Consider the following 17,391-nt stretch of genomic DNA (forward strand, 5'->3'; position numbering starts at 1 on the left):
AGGGCTATGAAAATAAGTTTTTCTTCTTTACATCCTTTTGTGAATTTTTTCTATTATATCGGGGTGATGATACTATGTATGATGTGTCTTCATCCTCTTTTTTTAATTGGAGCAATAGTATTAATTATTATGTTAAATGTGATGCAAGGAAATAGCGAAAAGATAAGAAAGATGCTACCGAGCACAATTGTTTTCTTCTTTGTGGTAATTTTATTTAATTCGTTATTAACGCATAGAGGTCGAACTACGTTATTTTGGTTAGGTGATAGCCGTATTAAGCTTGAGGCGATTATGTTTGGAATAGTAATGGGGTTATTACTAGTTGCAGTTATGTTTACGTTTGCGTCATACAATGATATTATTTCCAGTCATAAATTTTTATATTTGTTTTCAAGAATTTCACCGAAAGTTGCATTGTTAACGATGATTACAGTGAGATTTGTTCCTTTGTTTATAAGGCGATTAAAGAAAATCACACTCGTTCAAAAGACGAAAGGTGTGCAGGTAGATTCAGGTTCGATAATTGAACGCGTCAAAAATGGTATGCAATTGCTGCAAGTATTATTAATTTGTTCATTAGAAGATGCACTGCAAACGGCAGATTCTATGCAAGCTCGTGGATTTGGTGTAACGAAGCGTACGACGTATATTCGCTATAGAATGGAAAGGCGTGACTGGTATACGCTCAGTTATTTAATCATTTTATTTATAGCTGCTATTGTATGTAGTAATTACGGCGGAGGGAAATTGATTATTTATCCGAAAGTCGAATCGATTCTATTTCAGCAATACGATGGGATGATGTTTGTCGTATTTTCGATGTTTATTAGTTTACCAATCATAATGGAAGGGAGAGAATGGATATGGTGGCGCATGCAGAAATAAACAATTTATCATTTGTATATGCTGATGAAAATGAAAAAGCGTTACAGCATATTTCTCTTTCTGTTCAAAAAGGTGAGTTTATTGCACTTGCTGGAGGATCGGGATCTGGGAAGACGACGTTATTAAAACATTTTAAAAAGGAGTTACTTCCAATTGGTACGCGTTCTGGAGAGATATTTTATGAGGGTGTTTTAATAGAGGAAGTAGCTGATTTGTTATCTGCCCAAGAAATTGGGATGGTATTTCAAAACCCAGAAAACCAGATCGTTATGGATACAGTGATTCAAGAATTAGCATTTTCTTTAGAAAATATCGGATTACCATCACATATTATTCAAAAAAGAATAGCAGAGCTTATTAGCTTTTTAGGATTTCAAGATTTATTGCATCAATCTGTTCATACGTTATCTGGTGGGCAGAAGCAGCTTGTCAATTTAGCTGCGGTATTAGTTATGCAGCCGAAATTGCTATTATTAGATGAACCGACAGCGCAGTTAGATCCAATCGCTGCAAAAGAGTTTTTAGGATTATTAAAACGGATTAATGAAGAACTTGGAATTACGATTATTTTAAGTGAACATCGTTTAGATGAAGTTATCCCGCTTGCAACACGCGTTGTTTGTATGGATAATGGCCGTATTATGTATGATGGTAGTCCTAAAATTGTTATTACGGATATGTGGGGAGTAGAAACATTCCGTCCATTTATTCCGCAAATTCCAAGGCTATTTTTAGAGTGGAATGTGAGAGATATTCCGTTTACAGTGCGAGAGGCGCAAATGAAAATGAATGATTTTGCAGCGATATCATATGTAAATGACCTAATAGCACAAAGTGAAAAGCAAGAGGTAATTTTAAGCGCAGAGCATATTTCGTTCCAATATGAAAAAAATAGTCCGCTTATTTTACGTGATTTATCAGTTTCGATTGAAAAAGGAAAATGGGTAGCGCTCGTTGGGAAGAACGGTACAGGTAAGTCTACACTGTTAACGATTTTAGCAGGATTACAAAAAGCGAGAAGAGGAAAAGTAAAGTGGAACGGAAAAGTGATACATAAAATCGATTCGAAAGAACGGTTTAAAAGTATTGGGTATGTATCGCAGCATCCGTATTACCATTTTACATTTGATACAGTATGGGACGAGGTTTATGAACGTGCGCGTGAATTATATGGAGAACAAGGAAAAGAAATAGCAGAAGATACGCTAAAACAGTTTTGGTTGTACTCGCTTAAAGAACGCCATCCGCATGATTGTAGCGGAGGGGAGCAACAATTACTTGCGTTATGTACGACGTTATTATCAAAGCCAACGTTATTATTACTTGATGAACCGACAAAGGGATTGGATCCATGGAAGAAAGAAAGAGTAGGAGAACTATTTAGGAAGCTGCAAAAAGAAGGTACAACAATTGTAATGGCAACGCATGATATTGAGTTTGCAGCGAAATACGTGGATCAATGTATGATGTTATTTGATGGAACAGTCATTATGAATGATGCACCGAAAGAATTTTTTAGCGGCAACTTCTTTTATACAACATCTATTAACCGATTCATTCGAAAAGAATTGCCATATGCATTAACGTGGGAGGATGTGTACGAAGCTTGTCCAAACGATATGTTGCATTCATAATATGTATCTTTGCAGTAATAATCGGCACATTACTCTTTACGACACTTGTCATGGACGGTTATTACATGTTAAGTAGTTTGTTTATATTAGCGGTTATTATGTTACCTTTCTATATCCGTTTTGAAAGAAAGGTGTTTGTTTCACGTGAAATTGTTCTCGTTGCTGTATTAGCAGCAATTGCAGCAGTAAGCCGGGTGCCATTTTCTATTTTACCAAGTGTACAACCAACTTCTTTTGTCATTATCGTTTCTGCAATTGTATTTGGAAGTGAAACTGGTTTTATGATTGGTGCTACAGCAGCAATCGTATCTAATATTTTTTTAGGACAAGGTCCATGGACACCGTGGCAAATGTTTTCGTGGGGTATGATTGGTTTTATAGCAGGTCTACTTCGTAATACATTTTTTATGAAAAAGCTATGGGGAAGACTTCTTTACGGAGTAATTGTTGGCTTTTTATTTGGCTGGATTATGAATTTCTGGGGCCTTCTCGGTTTTATACGAGAAGCAACGTGGGAAACTGTCATTTCGTATTATATCGCAAGTTTTTACTTTGATTTGAGCCATGCGATTTCGAATGTTATTTTCTTATTACTATTTAGTACTTCATGGATTACGATTCTTACAAGATTTAAAAAGAAATACGGTATATTAGATGAGCATAACGTGACATAGAAAAGCATACTCATATAAGGTAGGGTCGCGACTTACATATTCGTTTGCCTCTTTCATGCTTCTTACATATTGTAAGGAGCATTTTTTTGTCAAAAAATTGATTTAATATGCATCCGTTATTATATAAAATTATTTGTATAATGGTAGGTGAGAACTTTTTTCAAAAGTGAGGTGTATAGTTAATGAAGTTAGTTATTCCGAAGCAACATGGTGCATGGGCCATGCTTGTTATTCCTTTTTTATTAAGTGTCATACTTGGGAAACCTACTATTTATCATATTCCATTGTTTTTAGCGTGGTTTTTTATCTATTTAGCCACGTATCCATTTCTTACGTACATAAAGCAAAGACGAAAAAAAGAGTTTTTACAAGCTGCCATTGTTTATTTCATTATTGCGTTCCTATTTGGGATGATTTCTTTATTATATGAGTGGCGAATTCTTTTATTCGTAATAGTAATGATTCCATTATTTATAGTGAATATGTATTACGCCCGTCAAAAAAATGAAAGAGCACTATTAAATGATATTTGTGCAATCATTGTGTTTTGTATCGGTGGGTTAATTAGTTATTACTTTTCAATGAAGCAAATCGATCATACAGCTTTATTCATTGCACTTATTTCATTTTTATACTTTTTAGGTAGTACGTTCTATGTGAAAACGATGATTCGTGAAAAAAATAACCCGAAGTATCGTCTTATATCTTGGGGATATCATATCTTGTTAACGATAATTGTATTTGCGATTAATCCGTGGTGTTCTCTTATTTTTATACCAAGTGTCATTCGAGCAATTGTGTTGTATGGCAAAAAAATTTCTATTATAAAAGTAGGAATTTTAGAAATTGCTAATTCTGTATATTTTTTAATCATAACGGCAATAATTATGAAGTATGCCATTTGAAAAAACTTCCCATCAATTGATGGGAAGTTTTTAATCTTTTTCTAAAATGTGAACGGTGTACTCGCAACGTTGAATAGCTTGTTCAACAGCATAAAGTGATTGTTCAATACGAGCGCGATTAAAATCTTTTTCAACTGTTTCGAGCGCTTCTTCTAAACAATTTTTAGCTTCTTGTAATGATTGAAAAGAATCTTGTACATATCCGCGAGCATTTTGATGCATTTCATAATCCTCCTTGCATGTTCATATATGGGTAGTATGAACAGTAAGGAAGAAAATATAATTTGTTATATTTATTATATTTGTTTGACAATTAAAGTGGAATTACGTATAGTAAGAATTAAGTGAATATTTTCTTATCCAGAGAGGTGGAGGGACTGGCCCGATGAAACCCAGCAACCGCGATGCAGGTGCTAATTCCAGCAGAACATATTTGTTCTGGGAGATAAGACGAAGATATATACGTAACTTCTTCTTATCGGAGAGGTTTTTTTATTGCAAAAAAACCGATTACGAAAATTTATATTAAGAAGAAAGGGGTTGCGCATTACTGTGACACTCGAAAAATACGTAAAACTGCGTAGTACAGTTTATGAATATATGATAGAGCAAGATAAGCCGATATCATTGTTAGATATTCAAGAACATATCGTTTCGCATCATGAAGGAAAATTCACGAAAAAGATGTTGCATCAATTTTATTTATCAAGATTATTAGACGAACTAAAACTGGATGGGAAAATTACATTAGCTGATGAATATCTCTATGCTGAAAAAGGGGTATTGTATAAGGCGAGAAAAGGGAGCTAAGCTCTCTTTTTTTCTTAAAATAACGGAGTATGTAGAGTAAAAGACTGCTAAAGCAGCCTGATACAGGGAATGGTGTTGAGTGTGTAGTGTCAAAAATTGAATGTGCCTGAAAGAGGCAATTCATATCGGCTGCAAATGAAAAGAGACACCTTCGCCGAATAGGTGTCAGTCATTTTGTCATATAGACTTGCTATTTGACAGTTATTAGAATAACATGCAGGGGCTCTAGAAGTCAAAAGGGAATTAAAGGAAGAGGTGTTGTTATGTATGCTTATTTAATAAAAGAACTATATAGGCATATTCCGAAATATATTATTGATAGAGGATATGAATATTATGAAGATGGACATGTAGAAGATGTTGAAGTACATGATAATAAAGTATTTGCTTTTGTGAATGGTAATGCAGGAAATTATGAAGTCGTTATCGACCTCAAAGATTTTTCAGAAAGTAACTGTGAGTGTCCCTATGAAAATTATTGTAAACATATGGCGGCAGTTGTTTATGATATGCAAGGCACTGGTGAGAGTGCAGTTAAAGAGAAACTGAAAGATTTAGAAAAGGAAGAGTTACTTACTGTATTAAACCGTTTATTACAAAGTTCGAAAAACGTGCAAATTGTAGAGAAGTTGTTAAAGAAGGGGAAACTTTAACTTATAGAGGGAGTTGTTATGTAGTGAATGTACTAATTGTATACGCTCATCCTAATCCTTCAAGTTTTAACGCGGCGATTTTAAATCATGTGCAAAAAGGACTACAGGAAACAAATCATTCAGTTACCGTACTTGATTTATACAAAGAACAATTTGATCCAGTCCTCGTATTTCATGAAGAGAAGAAAAGACGTGATTTAGTAAATGAAGAAGAAACAGCTCGGTACAGAACGTTAGTAGAAGAAGCAGATACACTTTTATTCATCTATCCAATATGGTGGTGGGGGATGCCAGCAATTTTAAAAGGATTTATCGATCGTATTTTCGTAGCTGGATTTGCTTATAAATATGAAGGGGTTCTGCCGAAAGGATTATTGCAAGGGAAAAAAGCGTGGGTTATTAATACGTTAGACTCGCCTCTATGGTACGTCGCATTGTTATATCGATCAGCAGATTGGATTATGATGAAGAGAGGTGTTTTACGTTTTTGTGGCATTCGCGATATAAAACGGTCAGTGTTTCAATCTGTGAAAACGAGTAAAGTATCAAAGCGTGAAAAATGGTTATTACAAATAGAAGAAAAGGCTCGTACATTATGAATGAAGTCGACCGTATTATAAACTGTGTTCAGTATGATGGCGAACTTTTTCGGAAGTATGTTACGCGTTTACTTCAATTGAAAAAATGCAGCGATACATTTCAACAAATTCAAATTGAGTTAAGAAATGACTACTTGATAAGAGGAATTTGTGAAAGAGAAGTTGATGAGGTAGTACGGGGAAGTAAAGAATATGAAATGCATTTTCTTCCTAAAGTATTACAGTGGAATTTTTTGAGGGAAAATCCATATCTAATTGAAAAAGTGTGTGAAGATTTTTTTGCGTTTGAGGCATTACATCTTAAGGACGTAGAGTGGAATACAGTTATAAAATGCATGGGAAATAAATGATTTATTATGTAAAAAAACTAGTATAAAACTAGCTTTTCGTTTAAATAAATAAGAAGTATAGACTAAATGATAAAACCCGCATATAGTAAGTTCACAACACAAAATCCCATAATGTCACGAGCACCTAAACCAGCTATCGCTAATGCTGGTAATGCCCAGAAAGGTTGAAAGGAACGGTATTTGAATATTGATCTAGTTGATTAATATGCAGCAAGTGCAAAAGGATTTTATTTTCTTTTGTGGAATGTTATTTATATTTACCTTATTAAAATTTAGAAAGGAGAATATTTATGAAACATTCCTTAATGGAGACAAATTCAGAACCAGAAAAGAAAGAATCGTTGCTTACACGATGTGCAAATATATTTTCGAAATGGTCTCAGAAATATGTCCCGGATGCCTTTGTTATTGCAGTGCTGCTCACTTTATTTACTTTCATTATAGCTTTGTTGATGAATCCCTCAAATCCGTACAAAATCGTAAAATCTTGGGGGGATGGGTTTTGGACTTATTTAACGTTTACAATGCAAATGGTATTGCTAATGGTTACAGGGATGACGTTAGCTTCTGTCCCGTTTATTAATAGAGCCTTGCAGTCTGTTGCAAAGTTAGCCGATACACCTCAAAAGGCCTATACGATGACATTTTTGATCAGTGCAATTGCATACTATATCAATTGGGGTCTAGCCGTAGTTGTGGGAGCTATCATTGCAAAGGAAGTAGCAAAAAAGAATGCGAATGCACATTTTCCATTACTTGTAGCAGCTGCTTATGCTCCGACAGCCTTATATAGCGCAGGTCTCTCCAGTTCTATTGGCCTGACAATTGCCACAAAGGATCATTTTCTTGTAGATATGATTGGAATTATTCCTACCTCACAAACAATCTTTAGTTACTCTACTTTAATTATTTTTTTCACTCTATTCATCACGATGCCAATTATTATTGTACTTATGGCTCCTAAAAGTGGGATTATCAGCTATAAAGCAATCGAAACTGATACAAATTCTTTTGTAAAACCTCCTCAAAAAAGTTTAACTCCTGCGGAAAAACTGGAATGGACACCAGTTTTAGGAATAATATTAGGCGCAATCGGCACGTTGTATTGTGTTTATGAATTCATGAACGGTCATAGTTTAGATTTAAATATCATTAATTTGTTTTTCTTGTCACTTGGTTTGCTCCTACATGGTTCTCTTGGTAACTTTGCACAAGGATTCAAAGAATCTGCGCAATCCATTTCTCCAATTATCTTACAGTTTCCATTTTATGCAGGGATTATTGCTGTTTTAGGTAGTTCAGGTTTGGGAAGCTCAATCATTGAATGGATGGCATCCATTGCGTCAAAGGATACATTTGATATATTTACATATTGGTCAGCCGGGTTGGTAAACTTATTGGCGCCATCTGGCGGGGGGCAATGGGCTTTACAAGGACCACTGCAGGTCCCGGCAGGATTGAAGTTAGGTGTAGATCCGGCTACTATCGCTATGGCGGTAGGTTGGGGGGACGCATGGACAAATTTGATTCAGCCGTTCTGGGCATTACCTCTTTTAGGTGTGCTGGGATTGAAAATTAAAGACATTATGGGTTATTGTTTCATTCTTTGCATTTGGGTTGGCATAGTTACAAGTTTATTGATGTTATTTGTATATTAGCTTTAATAGGAATGCCAATACTATCAAGTAATACTATTAAAATGAAAAAACCTATTCTTTCTATAAATATATAGGAAAGGATAGCGTTTTTTTATGTCTATTCTTGTATCTGATGAATTACAATTATTTGCTTAAGAATTTTAAAGATTGTTATCTCCAAATATCTTACGAGAGATTACTAGGGATGTTGGTTTTGTGCAACAAACAGATAGGTACCAAGCAAGTATTTAGTTACTTTATATGCTTGGATGAGTCAAAATACCACTAAAACTTCTTTCACATGTATGGAATGTACGGTTTTTTTATCCACAAGCTGTTCTTTATCAAGCTCATCATGATGATCACCATTAACATTATGGTTGAAAGTATACAATATGGTATGGCAGAACCGAGAGTGTTGGAAGTACTACGAGAACTGTTGGACATTATTAATAAGCGACAATAAAAATTTTTTCCTGAACGCAAGAGGAGTTTTTTATTGGGAATAGTAAGGATGAGGGGAGGTGCATTACATATGGGAAAAGGTAGAAGTAATAATGCAGGTAAAAAGCAACCAAATTTCGATGATTCATCTAATTTCGCTAAACAAAGCCAACCGACAGAAAAGAAGAAGAAATAAAAAAAAGGATCTCTCTATATCAAGAGAGATCCTTTTTTACTATATTGACGTTTTAGCACAACAGATCGAGTGTTCAATTGAATAGTCATAACTGTGCAAGGTTTAAACTCCTGCTTCCACTACTGTGGAAGCTTTTCTAAATGATGTGCAATATCAATATACATATTTGAATAAACCGAATGTATTTCATTACTTGGCGTTGCGTTAGAAGAGAAATGAACGATTACCATATTGGCTTTCGGATCGATGTAAAGTGTTTGTCCGTAACTACCTAACACTTCGAAAGCACCTTGTTCATTGTGGGGAATCCACCATTGATTATGATAAGAAATAGAAGCGCCACTACTAATTTCAAGTTCACCTTCTTGTACATTTTTTACACTTTCTGTAATAGAAGAAGGGAGAATTTGTTTTCCGTTATATTCCCCGTTGTTTAATAGTAATTGCCCAAATCTCGCCATATCTCTAGCAGTTGCATTTAATCCAGCACTAGCTTGTTCTACTTTTGTTTCATCTGTAACGTAATACGCGTTTTCTTCCATACCAATTTGAGACCAAATTCGTTCACTTACATTTTCAGCTAGTGATTTACCAGTAATAGTTCTAATAATCCAAGCGAGCGTTTCTGTTGATCCGTTATTGTAAGAAAAGGAAGAACCAGGCGGTGCAGTTTCTTCGGCTTCCCGTAACATATCATAAATTTTCATCGGACCGTCGTAATTTTTGCCGCGGGGTAAAATATTGCTAGCTAAATATAATTGTGCATCTTGATTTTCTAGCCCAGGTTGCTCATATCCATGAGTAGGATATTCAGCTGAAACTTGCATGTCCATTAATTGCTGAAGTGTGGCATTACCGAACGGTGTGTTTTTTAATTCTTTTATGTAAGTGTCAGCTGTTTTTTCTAAGTCAATACGTTTTTCTTCAGCGAGAGATTGTATAATTGCCCCGGTAAAGACTTTTGCTAATGATGCCATACCATGAGGTTCATTCTGTTTATACCCATTGAAATATCGTTCGTAAACAAGTTGTCCATTATGTACAACGACAAAAGCATCTGTTTTGTTATCGTCTAAAAGTTTTTTTAGAGGAGTTGTATTTCCGAATCTACGCTCCACAGCAAAATCGTCTAAGTTTTGCAATGCGGAAGGGAAGTGAGCAATTTGGTCAGGATTGTTTTTTACGTTATTAACTAAAGTGAATTCTTTCATATGGGTATATGACCAACGTAAGTAAGGGTCATTTAACCAGTTTTCTTTTGTTACATTATGTTTTGATGGGGTCGTTTTATTTTGTTTGAAGTAAGTAAACCCAAGCCCTGTAATTACAAATATGAATGTTAGTATAAGTAAGAGTAGGGGAGATCTTTTTAGTTTCATATATGGCCCTCCTTTTTATTTCTACTATAAGTATACGCTCGTCTTGAAAGAAATACAAAATAAGGAAAGTAAACGGGGAAGTTTACTTTCCTTATTAACGTTAAGCGGAAATTTTTCCGTCTGTAGGTTGTTTCTTGAATTTTTGTTTTCGTCCGTGTAATCCATAATATAAAAGTAAAGTGAACGCAACGATAATAGCTGCGATAAAATACATATTATGATAACTGGATTTCGCTGCGACAATACCTAAAATGAAAGAACCAAAACCAATACCACTATCAAAGAATGAGAAATACGTAGCTGTCGCAGAACCACGTCTATGGTTTGGAGCGGCAGAAATCGCAATCGTTTGGAAACTCGGAATTAATGTCCCGTAACCTAAACCGATTAGCATACCTGCGCCAAGGAACCAAAATGAAGTTTGTGCTTGGCTTAATATGAACATTCCGATTGTGAAAATAATGATAGCAGGGTAAACGAGTACATTTTCACCGAAGCGATCAAAAATCTTTCCTGTAAATGGACGAGAAATGACAACAACAAGTGCGTATAAAATAAAGAAGTAACTTGCAATTTCACTTAAACCGAGTTCTTTCGCATAAATAGGAATAAAGGATAAAATACCACTATAAGAAAAGGCTAAAACAAATCCTGTAAGTGCAATTGGAATAGAAGATGGTTCGATTAAGTCTTTCCATTTCATTTTTTCACGTTTTTGTTTGCTAACAGGTGCTTCGTGAGGAATATCGACAAGTAGCCCTAATAAAAATGCAAGTAATGAAAATACGGAACAAACGATAAATAACACAGTAAACGAAAAATGAGAAATAATTGTTAAACCTAAAAAAGGACCAATTACCATCGGTAGACTCATAAATACGCCGAAATATGCAAGTGCTTCGCCTCGTCGATGAGCTGGCGCAACATCAGTTACGATCGTACCAGTAGCTGTCGTTGCCATCCCGAACCCAATACCGTGTAAGAAGCGAAGGGCAAGTAATAAGAATAAACTTTGCGCACCGAAATACATAACAGTAGCGGCTAAAAATAATGAAAGTGAAATAAATAATATTTTCTTTCTTCCTAAATCATCGAGCCATTTTCCTGTGAATGGTCTACATAAAACAGAAGAAATAAGAAACACAGTTGCAACTAAACCAATTTCCTCAGGTTTTCCTTTTAGGCCGTCTATTACATAGACAGGCAGAGTAGTCATAAGCATGTAAAACGTTAAGAAGAGAAATAGACTACTAAAACAAGTTCCGAGGAAATCCTTCGTCCAAAGTTTCTCACTTTGCATCGTCATCCCTCCAATTTAATCTAAATTTTTAATAATTTGTTGTAACACTTGAAATGCTTGATGTAAATCATCTTCGTTAATACCTTCTAGCGTTTTTTCTTCGAAAGTATCAACTTCTTCTTGCCATATTGGAATCATCTTTATCGCTGTTTCGGATAAAGAAATGAGCTTCTCACGGCGATCTTTACCTTCTGTACGAATAATCCATCCCATCGTTTCCATACGTGTTAACGTACGAGTCATCGTTGGTGATTCAACATTTAAATACTGGCATAATTCTGTTTGCGTACAAGAACCAGTTTGATTAATGCGGAAAATAACAGCCCATTGCGCACTAAATAACCCTGTTGGAGATACACGTTCATTAAATTTCTTCGTAAACTTTCGAGAAGTCTGGCTGACGATGTGAAAAAAATGTTGTTTTTCGTCCATGTATTTTGATCCTTTCAAATTAGTTACCTAGCTAACTATATACTTTTTTATAATAATTGTCTAGTAATAGACATGTTGATTTATGTAAAAAATTCTTATAGGTTTTATGTTGCGAACGTACATTCTACGTGCTATTCTTTAATTAAGTAAAGAATTTTCTTTCTATTAAATAGAATGGGGGAACTTGTGATGATTAAGCCTGCAACAATGGAGTTTGTTTCACTATCGAACGGAGAAACGATTGCATATCAGGAAGTTGGAAGGCGAAATACAGATATTCTTTTACTCATTCACGGGAACATGACATCGTCACAACATTGGGATTTAGTTATTGAAAAGTTGCAAGATCAATACCATATTTACGCTCTTGATTTAAGAGGGTTTGGACAATCAACGTATAATCAGTCCATAGATTCATTACAAGACTTTGTAGAAGATATAAAATTATTTATCGACGAGTTAAAGCTAGAGAAATTCTCATTAATGGGCTGGTCAATGGGCGGTGGCGTTGCGATGCAATTTACAGCGAACCACCCAACTTTTGTAGAAAAGTTAATTTTAGTAGAATCAGTAGGAATGAAAGGATACCCAATCTTTAAAAAAGATACGAATGGGCAGCCGATTGTATCAAGTTTAGTAAAGACGAAAGAAGAAATTGCGCAAGATCTAGTACAAATCGCTCCAGTATTAGACGCGATAAAAAATATGAACAAACTATATTACCGTACAGTATGGAATCTATTAATATATACACATAATCAACCTGAACCGGACCGTTATGAAAAGTATTTAGATGATATGTTAACGCAACGTAATTTCGTAGATGTGAATTATGCGCTCATTACATTTAATATTTCAGATGAACATAACGGGGTTGTAGGGGGAAGTAAGCAAATTCATCGTATTAAAGCGCCAACACTCGTCATACAAGGTGATAGAGATTATGTCGTACCGCAAGTAGTCGGTGAGGAATTAGCGAAACATTTGCCAAATGCAGAGTTGAAGGTATTAGAAGATTGCGGACACTCGCCGTTTATTGATTGTTTAGATGTATTTATAAAACATGTAGAGGATTGGTTAGAACAGAAATAATCCCCGAAATGAGAAGTGTTGCATATACTATAACATTTGTATGTATAAGGGGAGATTATCAATGCATAAACCATCCTTAATCGCTTATTCGCCATATAATCATCATATCTATACAAAAATAATGATAGATCCGATGTATATGCAAGTTTCACCAGCTGTAGTTCCTTTACAGATGCAGCAGCCACTAACAGCTCATATGCAACATTACTTATATGGACCTTCATTTTATGAAAATCCATATTTTAAACACTTTCATTACAATGTGAAAGCGCAAGTTTGGGAAGGATAGGAAGCTAAAAGGTTCATTCTTTTAGCTTCTTTTTTATTATGAATATTCGTACACGCATTTGCAAAAACAGTTTATAATGAAAAGTGGAAGCGTGAGAAGGAGAGGGAAAGGGATGTCAATGCGTTTTACTTTTTGGATTATGGTTGGGATTGTAGCAATCTCGGGTTTATCACAAGGAATGCTCTTACCTGCCATTGCAATGATTTTTGAACAAGAAGGGGTTAGTTCAAGTATTAATGGTATTCATGCGACGGCATTGTACATTGGGATATTAGTCATTTCGCCGTTTCTTGAAAAACCGATGCAAAGGTTTGGAATGAAGCCGATTATTGTTATAGGTGGGTTTCTCGTTATTATTTCATTATTCTTTTTTACACAAACATTTTCGTTTTGGGTATGGTTTATCCTTAGATTTCTAGTTGGAGTCGGAGATCATATGCTTCATGTCGGAACACAAACATGGATCACGACAACATCAGACCCAAGTAAAATAGGGAGACAAGTATCGATATATGGTGTATTCTTCGGAATTGGTTTTGCCGTTGGTCCGTATTTAGCAAGCACTGTGCAGTACGGTCTTGCAACACCATTTATTATATCTACTATACTTTGTCTAATAGGTTGGCTTTTACTACTTCCAACAAAAAATGCATTCCCAGCGCAAGATGAAAGAGAAGTGAAGAGTGAATCATCATTTTCTCGTTATAAACAAGTTGTTGGATTAGGATGGATTGCATTGCTAGGTCCACTTGCATATGGCGTACTTGAAGCGATGTTAAACAGTAACTTACCAGTATACGCACTTCGTAAAGGGTGGTCTGTTTCAGATGTATCCTTCTTATTACCAGCATTTGCAGTTGGGGGTATTATTACACAAATTCCGCTCGGTATATTAAGTGACAAATACGGAAGGGACCGTATATTAACGTGGACGTTTAGCATAAGTACGGGCATTTTTCTACTTGCCGCCGTATTTGATCAATATTACTGGATCGTCTTTGCCTGCATGCTTTTAGCGGGTATGGTTATTGGATCGTGCTTCTCTTTAGGGCTTGGATTTATGACTGATTTATTACCGAGACACTTACTACCAGCAGGTAATATATTATCCGGAATCGCTTTTAGTTTAGGAAGTATTATGGGACCTGTATTAGGCGGCGTATTTATAGAAAAAATACAGTATACAAGCTTTTTTATTGCGGTTATGATTATAATGGGAATTCTCGCAATGTTATATATGGTCTACATGAAAAATCAATTCGCATCAAGAAAAATAGAAAGTAGGTTAGGGCATGACAAAACAACCTAATAAAAAGAAATTTGAAGTACTTGAAAATGAAACAATTACAGACTGCTTAGCACGTATGGAACAAGAAGGCTACGCTCCGTCTCGTCGTATGGAAGAGCCAATCTTTCATGAAGTAAAGAAAGACGGCAAAACAGTAGTTGAGCCGTGCGGTAGGAAGATTGTTTTTGAAGGGAAATTGAAGTAATCCAATAACAAATTCTCTTTATAGTATAGAGCCATCCAATAGTTGGGTGGCTTGTTTTTTATTAATCAATGAAGGAATTGAATAGAATGAATCTCTCGTTCATTTCTCCTAATTGGCTTCTTTATATGGGGCAAAAGATTGCTACTTTTTTCGTATATTGGTAAAATAAGTTCTTGGGTCTTACTTATTGTTATCGGTATAATGTTTGTCGCTTGAATGAAAGAAATTAGTTACAAAAATTTCGCACTATGCAAAGGGGTACAGCAACGATCCCTTTTTTGGAGGCACCTTAAACATAAAGCGAGAGAAGAGGCTATATGAACGATTCTCCTATCTTGTTTAAATATTAAACGAGTTATTGCAATTGGAATAGGTATATCAAACTAGTCGACATCCTGATGGATTATGTTTTTCTAGTAATCTATTACTTCTGATGGAATCGATAGATTGCTAGAAAGCGGAAAACAATTATTAGTATATTCCGAAGCAGGTGTAACAGAGTGTCCTTCCATAATTAAGGGTAAAACCAAAATACGTTTTTTTAAAGAATGATTTGTTAGAACTAGTTATAAGGAATAAAACAGAAAAGAGGATCACATGTTAGATACTTTACAGAGAAGTAAAAAGTTTTTTTTAGTATGTCTTATTTTTTTAGTGCTTTTAACCGCTTGTGGTAATACTGATGTTAAGACATCTAAAGCTTCATTACCACCGGCTGAATCCAATATAGATACATCATTAAAAGCACCAAATTGGGTAGAGAAAAGTCCTATCCAACAGTCTCCTAATTTTACGGAAGATAAAAAAGTACAATCGGTTGTGAATTTAATAGCTACGGGTGATAATTTATATCATGACGCAGTAATTAAAGATGGCAAACAAAAAGACGGTTCATATGATTATAATTATATTTATGAAAATATCAAAAAAGCTGTTAAATCAAGTGATCTTGCTATAGTGAACCAGGAGACTCCGATTGCCGGGAATAATTTAAAAGTACAAGGATATCCGACTTTCAATACACCTGAAGAAGTAGGGCAATCTTTAGTGGGCACTGGATTCAATATAGTGACGCAAGCGACAAATCACGCTATGGATATGGGTATTAAAGGTGTTGCGAATACAAGAGAATACTGGAAAAAATATCCGGATGTTATCCCGGTAGGTATTAATGAGAGTAAAAACGAGCGTAATGAAATAAAAACGATTACAAAAAATGGTATTCGTTTTGCGTTACTAAATTATACATATGGTACGAATGGAATTAAAATTCCAGCTGATAAGTCTTGGGCTTTAAATTTAATTGATAAAAAAGCGATACAAAATGATGTGGAAAAGGCAAAGAGTAGCTCTGATATGGTGATTGTTATGGTGCATTGGGGAGTAGAATATACCTCAACACCTTCAAAGCAACAAAAAGAAGTTGCTCAATATTTAACAGATTTAGGTGTAGATGTAGTAATTGGAAATCATCCGCATGTAATTCAACCAATTGAGTGGAAACAAAATAAAGATGGACATGAAACGCTAATCTATTATTCTCTTGGAAATCTTATTTCTGCGCAAGAAAAATTAGAAACATTAGTTGGAGGATTATCTTATGTACAATTTGTTAAGTATGAAGATAAAACTTTTGGTATACGACAAGCGGCAATCGTACCGACAGTAACCGACTATGCTGATGGTAAGAAACAATTTAAAATTCAATTCTTAAAAGATTACTCGGATGAAAATTCTAAAAAACATGGAATTAAAAAGTTTGTCGGCCCCGTTTCTTTGAAGGATTTCAAGGAAATTCCTAGAGACGTGTTGGGAAATTGGTATAAAGACTAATAAACAAAAAGGGAATGAGATACAATTAAAAAATTTATAATTTTAGCATTGGTATTGGCAATGGGATGGAGTCTTGCTGCTTGTAGTGGAAAGCAAACATCTCAGGAAACTACTAATAATAACGATAAAAATAAAAATGAAATACATGCGAAGAAAAAAGATGTTTTACCTATTTCTGATGTTAATGATTGGAGAATTATCCTTGTAAATAGAGAGCATATGTTATCAAAGGAACTAGGAATTGAATTAACAAGTATCACCCAAAATGCGAAGCCAAATATGAAAATAGATAGTAGAATTGCAACTTCCTATCAGGATATGGTAGCAGCTGCAAAAAAAGAGGGAATCAATCTTTATTTAAGATCAGGTTATCGAGCTATAAAATTACAACAAACTTATTATGATGCGTCAGTTAAAAGCTATAAATCTCAAGGTTTGTCGGATAAAGAGGCTAGTGCTAAGGCGTTGGAATATCTTCAGTATCCTGGTGCAAGTGAACATCATACTGGATTAGCGTTAGACATTATTTCAGTTGAATGGCAGAATACTGTAGAAGATTTAAATGCAAAATTTGAAACTACCGATGCATTCAAATGGTTAGATAAGAATGCTGCAGAATATGGATTTACTCTCCGCTATCCAAAAGAGAAAGAGAATATTACTGGCATTAAGTATGAGCCATGGCACTATCGTTATGTAGGGAAAGAAGTTGCCGTTTATCTAAAAGAAAAAGGGTTAACTTTAGAAGAATATAACGAAAAAATTAAGTCTGGTAAGTAAAAATAT

19 protein-coding genes, 2 pseudogenes and 1 riboswitch are annotated in these 17,391 nt (G+C 34.9%); of the genes and pseudogenes, 16 read left to right on the plus strand and 5 right to left on the minus strand.

Annotated features, from left to right (window positions below):
- Positions 1-6 precede the first annotated feature (6 nt).
- From F3I02_RS15155 to F3I02_RS15170, 4 genes are all read left to right on the plus strand, one after another.
- A complete protein-coding gene (locus tag F3I02_RS15155; RefSeq protein ID WP_002164100.1) occupies positions 7-885 on the plus strand; it encodes an energy-coupling factor transporter transmembrane component T in 879 nt (292 codons plus the stop codon).
- Entirely contained in the window at positions 858-2,519 is a 1,662-nt protein-coding gene (locus F3I02_RS15160) for an ABC transporter ATP-binding protein (protein WP_033703060.1), read from the plus strand. Before F3I02_RS15155 ends, F3I02_RS15160 begins: the two co-directional genes overlap by 28 nt.
- On the plus strand, positions 2,492-3,193 hold the full coding sequence (locus tag F3I02_RS15165) for an ECF transporter S component (protein ID WP_000044903.1): 702 nt from the start codon (positions 2,492-2,494) through the stop codon (positions 3,191-3,193). The genes F3I02_RS15160 and F3I02_RS15165 overlap by 28 nt, the downstream gene beginning before the upstream one ends.
- Before the next feature lie 182 nt (positions 3,194-3,375).
- A complete protein-coding gene (locus F3I02_RS15170; protein ID WP_000779974.1) occupies positions 3,376-4,098 on the plus strand; it encodes a YwiC-like family protein in 723 nt (240 codons plus the stop codon).
- 30 nt (positions 4,099-4,128) lie between these two features.
- On the opposite strand, the gene F3I02_RS15175 is transcribed toward F3I02_RS15170, so the two are convergent.
- Positions 4,129-4,320, minus strand: a complete 192-nt coding sequence (locus tag F3I02_RS15175; protein WP_000554032.1) for a hypothetical protein — start codon at positions 4,318-4,320, stop codon at positions 4,129-4,131.
- 131 nt (positions 4,321-4,451) lie between these two features.
- A riboswitch (SAM riboswitch) is annotated at positions 4,452-4,550 on the plus strand.
- 100 nt (positions 4,551-4,650) lie between these two features.
- On the opposite strand from F3I02_RS15175, the gene F3I02_RS15180 reads away from it, so the two are divergent.
- The 4 genes from F3I02_RS15180 (at position 4,651) to F3I02_RS15195 (ending at position 6,510) form a co-directional block, all read left to right on the plus strand.
- Entirely contained in the window at positions 4,651-4,908 is a 258-nt protein-coding gene (locus tag F3I02_RS15180; RefSeq protein ID WP_000171476.1) for a hypothetical protein, read from the plus strand.
- 263 nt (positions 4,909-5,171) lie between these two features.
- Positions 5,172-5,561: an SWIM zinc finger family protein gene (locus tag F3I02_RS15185; protein ID WP_000271476.1), complete on the plus strand. Its 390-nt coding sequence runs from the start codon at positions 5,172-5,174 to the stop codon at positions 5,559-5,561.
- Positions 5,562-5,584: 23 nt separating this feature from the next.
- A complete protein-coding gene (locus F3I02_RS15190; RefSeq protein WP_001101654.1) occupies positions 5,585-6,160 on the plus strand; it encodes an NAD(P)H-dependent oxidoreductase in 576 nt (191 codons plus the stop codon).
- Entirely contained in the window at positions 6,157-6,510 is a 354-nt protein-coding gene (locus tag F3I02_RS15195; RefSeq protein ID WP_142237952.1) for a group-specific protein, read from the plus strand. The genes F3I02_RS15190 and F3I02_RS15195 overlap by 4 nt, the downstream gene beginning before the upstream one ends.
- 40 nt (positions 6,511-6,550) lie before the next feature.
- Here F3I02_RS15195 and F3I02_RS15200 read toward each other — a convergent pair.
- Positions 6,551-6,677 (minus strand): annotated as a pseudogene (locus F3I02_RS15200) (TIGR00366 family protein); the annotation flags it as partial.
- 123 nt (positions 6,678-6,800) lie between these two features.
- Here F3I02_RS15200 and F3I02_RS15205 point away from each other — a divergent pair.
- Positions 6,801-8,168 (plus strand): short-chain fatty acid transporter, encoded by a 1,368-nt coding sequence (locus F3I02_RS15205; RefSeq protein WP_196478117.1) that lies wholly within the window; start codon positions 6,801-6,803, stop codon positions 8,166-8,168.
- Positions 8,169-8,315: 147 nt separating this feature from the next.
- A pseudogene (locus F3I02_RS34910) lies at positions 8,316-8,464 on the plus strand (IS4 family transposase); the annotation flags it as partial.
- Between the two features lie 442 nt (positions 8,465-8,906).
- Here the strand turns inward: F3I02_RS34910 and F3I02_RS15210 are convergent.
- From F3I02_RS15210 to F3I02_RS15220, 3 genes are all read right to left on the minus strand, one after another.
- Positions 8,907-10,166 (minus strand): serine hydrolase domain-containing protein, encoded by a 1,260-nt coding sequence (locus tag F3I02_RS15210; protein WP_000769542.1) that lies wholly within the window; start codon positions 10,164-10,166, stop codon positions 8,907-8,909.
- Between the two features lie 100 nt (positions 10,167-10,266).
- Positions 10,267-11,466 carry an MFS transporter gene (locus F3I02_RS15215; protein ID WP_001190318.1) on the minus strand — a complete coding sequence of 400 codons (1,200 nt, stop codon included), beginning with the start codon at positions 11,464-11,466 and terminating at the stop codon, positions 10,267-10,269.
- A gap of 15 nt (positions 11,467-11,481) precedes the next feature.
- Positions 11,482-11,898, minus strand: a complete 417-nt coding sequence (locus F3I02_RS15220) for a MarR family winged helix-turn-helix transcriptional regulator (protein ID WP_000343675.1) — start codon at positions 11,896-11,898, stop codon at positions 11,482-11,484.
- Between the two features lie 189 nt (positions 11,899-12,087).
- Between F3I02_RS15220 and phaZ the strand changes: the two genes are divergently transcribed.
- The 6 genes from phaZ (at position 12,088) to F3I02_RS15250 (ending at position 17,385) form a co-directional block, all read left to right on the plus strand.
- Positions 12,088-12,990 carry an intracellular short-chain-length polyhydroxyalkanoate depolymerase gene (gene phaZ / locus F3I02_RS15225; RefSeq protein WP_196478118.1) on the plus strand — a complete coding sequence of 301 codons (903 nt, stop codon included), beginning with the start codon at positions 12,088-12,090 and terminating at the stop codon, positions 12,988-12,990.
- A gap of 61 nt (positions 12,991-13,051) precedes the next feature.
- Positions 13,052-13,279, plus strand: coding sequence for a hypothetical protein (locus tag F3I02_RS15230; protein ID WP_000549500.1), 228 nt, complete (start codon positions 13,052-13,054; stop codon positions 13,277-13,279).
- Between the two features lie 112 nt (positions 13,280-13,391).
- Entirely contained in the window at positions 13,392-14,588 is a 1,197-nt protein-coding gene (locus tag F3I02_RS15235; protein WP_000062798.1) for an MFS transporter, read from the plus strand.
- Positions 14,572-14,772 carry an NETI motif-containing protein gene (locus F3I02_RS15240; protein WP_000166303.1) on the plus strand — a complete coding sequence of 67 codons (201 nt, stop codon included), beginning with the start codon at positions 14,572-14,574 and terminating at the stop codon, positions 14,770-14,772. The genes F3I02_RS15235 and F3I02_RS15240 overlap by 17 nt, the downstream gene beginning before the upstream one ends.
- A gap of 597 nt (positions 14,773-15,369) precedes the next feature.
- Positions 15,370-16,605 (plus strand): CapA family protein, encoded by a 1,236-nt coding sequence (locus F3I02_RS15245; RefSeq protein WP_000887610.1) that lies wholly within the window; start codon positions 15,370-15,372, stop codon positions 16,603-16,605.
- A 48-nt stretch (positions 16,606-16,653) separates the two neighbouring features.
- Positions 16,654-17,385, plus strand: coding sequence for a M15 family metallopeptidase (locus tag F3I02_RS15250; protein ID WP_106082288.1), 732 nt, complete (start codon positions 16,654-16,656; stop codon positions 17,383-17,385).
- The last annotated feature ends 6 nt before the right edge of the window (positions 17,386-17,391 follow it).

This window comes from Bacillus sp. SRB3LM, assembly GCF_015712745.1.
GTDB lineage: Bacteria > Bacillota > Bacilli > Bacillales > Bacillaceae_G > Bacillus_A > Bacillus_A thuringiensis_K.

Coding starts and splice junctions, on each gene's coding strand:
- F3I02_RS15220 (WP_000343675.1), bottom strand. CDS start 11,898: ATGGACGAAAAACAACATTTTTTTCACATCGTCAGCCAGACTTCTCGA.
- F3I02_RS15185 (WP_000271476.1), top strand. CDS start 5,172: ATGTATGCTTATTTAATAAAAGAACTATATAGGCATATTCCGAAATAT.
- F3I02_RS15170 (WP_000779974.1), top strand. CDS start 3,376: ATGAAGTTAGTTATTCCGAAGCAACATGGTGCATGGGCCATGCTTGTT.
- phaZ (WP_196478118.1), top strand. CDS start 12,088: ATGATTAAGCCTGCAACAATGGAGTTTGTTTCACTATCGAACGGAGAA.
- F3I02_RS15210 (WP_000769542.1), bottom strand. CDS start 10,166: ATGAAACTAAAAAGATCTCCCCTACTCTTACTTATACTAACATTCATA.
- F3I02_RS15235 (WP_000062798.1), top strand. CDS start 13,392: ATGTCAATGCGTTTTACTTTTTGGATTATGGTTGGGATTGTAGCAATC.
- F3I02_RS15245 (WP_000887610.1), top strand. CDS start 15,370: ATGTTAGATACTTTACAGAGAAGTAAAAAGTTTTTTTTAGTATGTCTT.
- F3I02_RS15155 (WP_002164100.1), top strand. CDS start 7: ATGAAAATAAGTTTTTCTTCTTTACATCCTTTTGTGAATTTTTTCTAT.
- F3I02_RS15230 (WP_000549500.1), top strand. CDS start 13,052: ATGCATAAACCATCCTTAATCGCTTATTCGCCATATAATCATCATATC.
- F3I02_RS15205 (WP_196478117.1), top strand. CDS start 6,801: ATGAAACATTCCTTAATGGAGACAAATTCAGAACCAGAAAAGAAAGAA.
- F3I02_RS15240 (WP_000166303.1), top strand. CDS start 14,572: ATGACAAAACAACCTAATAAAAAGAAATTTGAAGTACTTGAAAATGAA.
- F3I02_RS15160 (WP_033703060.1), top strand. CDS start 858: ATGGATATGGTGGCGCATGCAGAAATAAACAATTTATCATTTGTATAT.
- F3I02_RS15195 (WP_142237952.1), top strand. CDS start 6,157: ATGAATGAAGTCGACCGTATTATAAACTGTGTTCAGTATGATGGCGAA.
- F3I02_RS15215 (WP_001190318.1), bottom strand. CDS start 11,466: ATGCAAAGTGAGAAACTTTGGACGAAGGATTTCCTCGGAACTTGTTTT.
- F3I02_RS15175 (WP_000554032.1), bottom strand. CDS start 4,320: ATGCATCAAAATGCTCGCGGATATGTACAAGATTCTTTTCAATCATTA.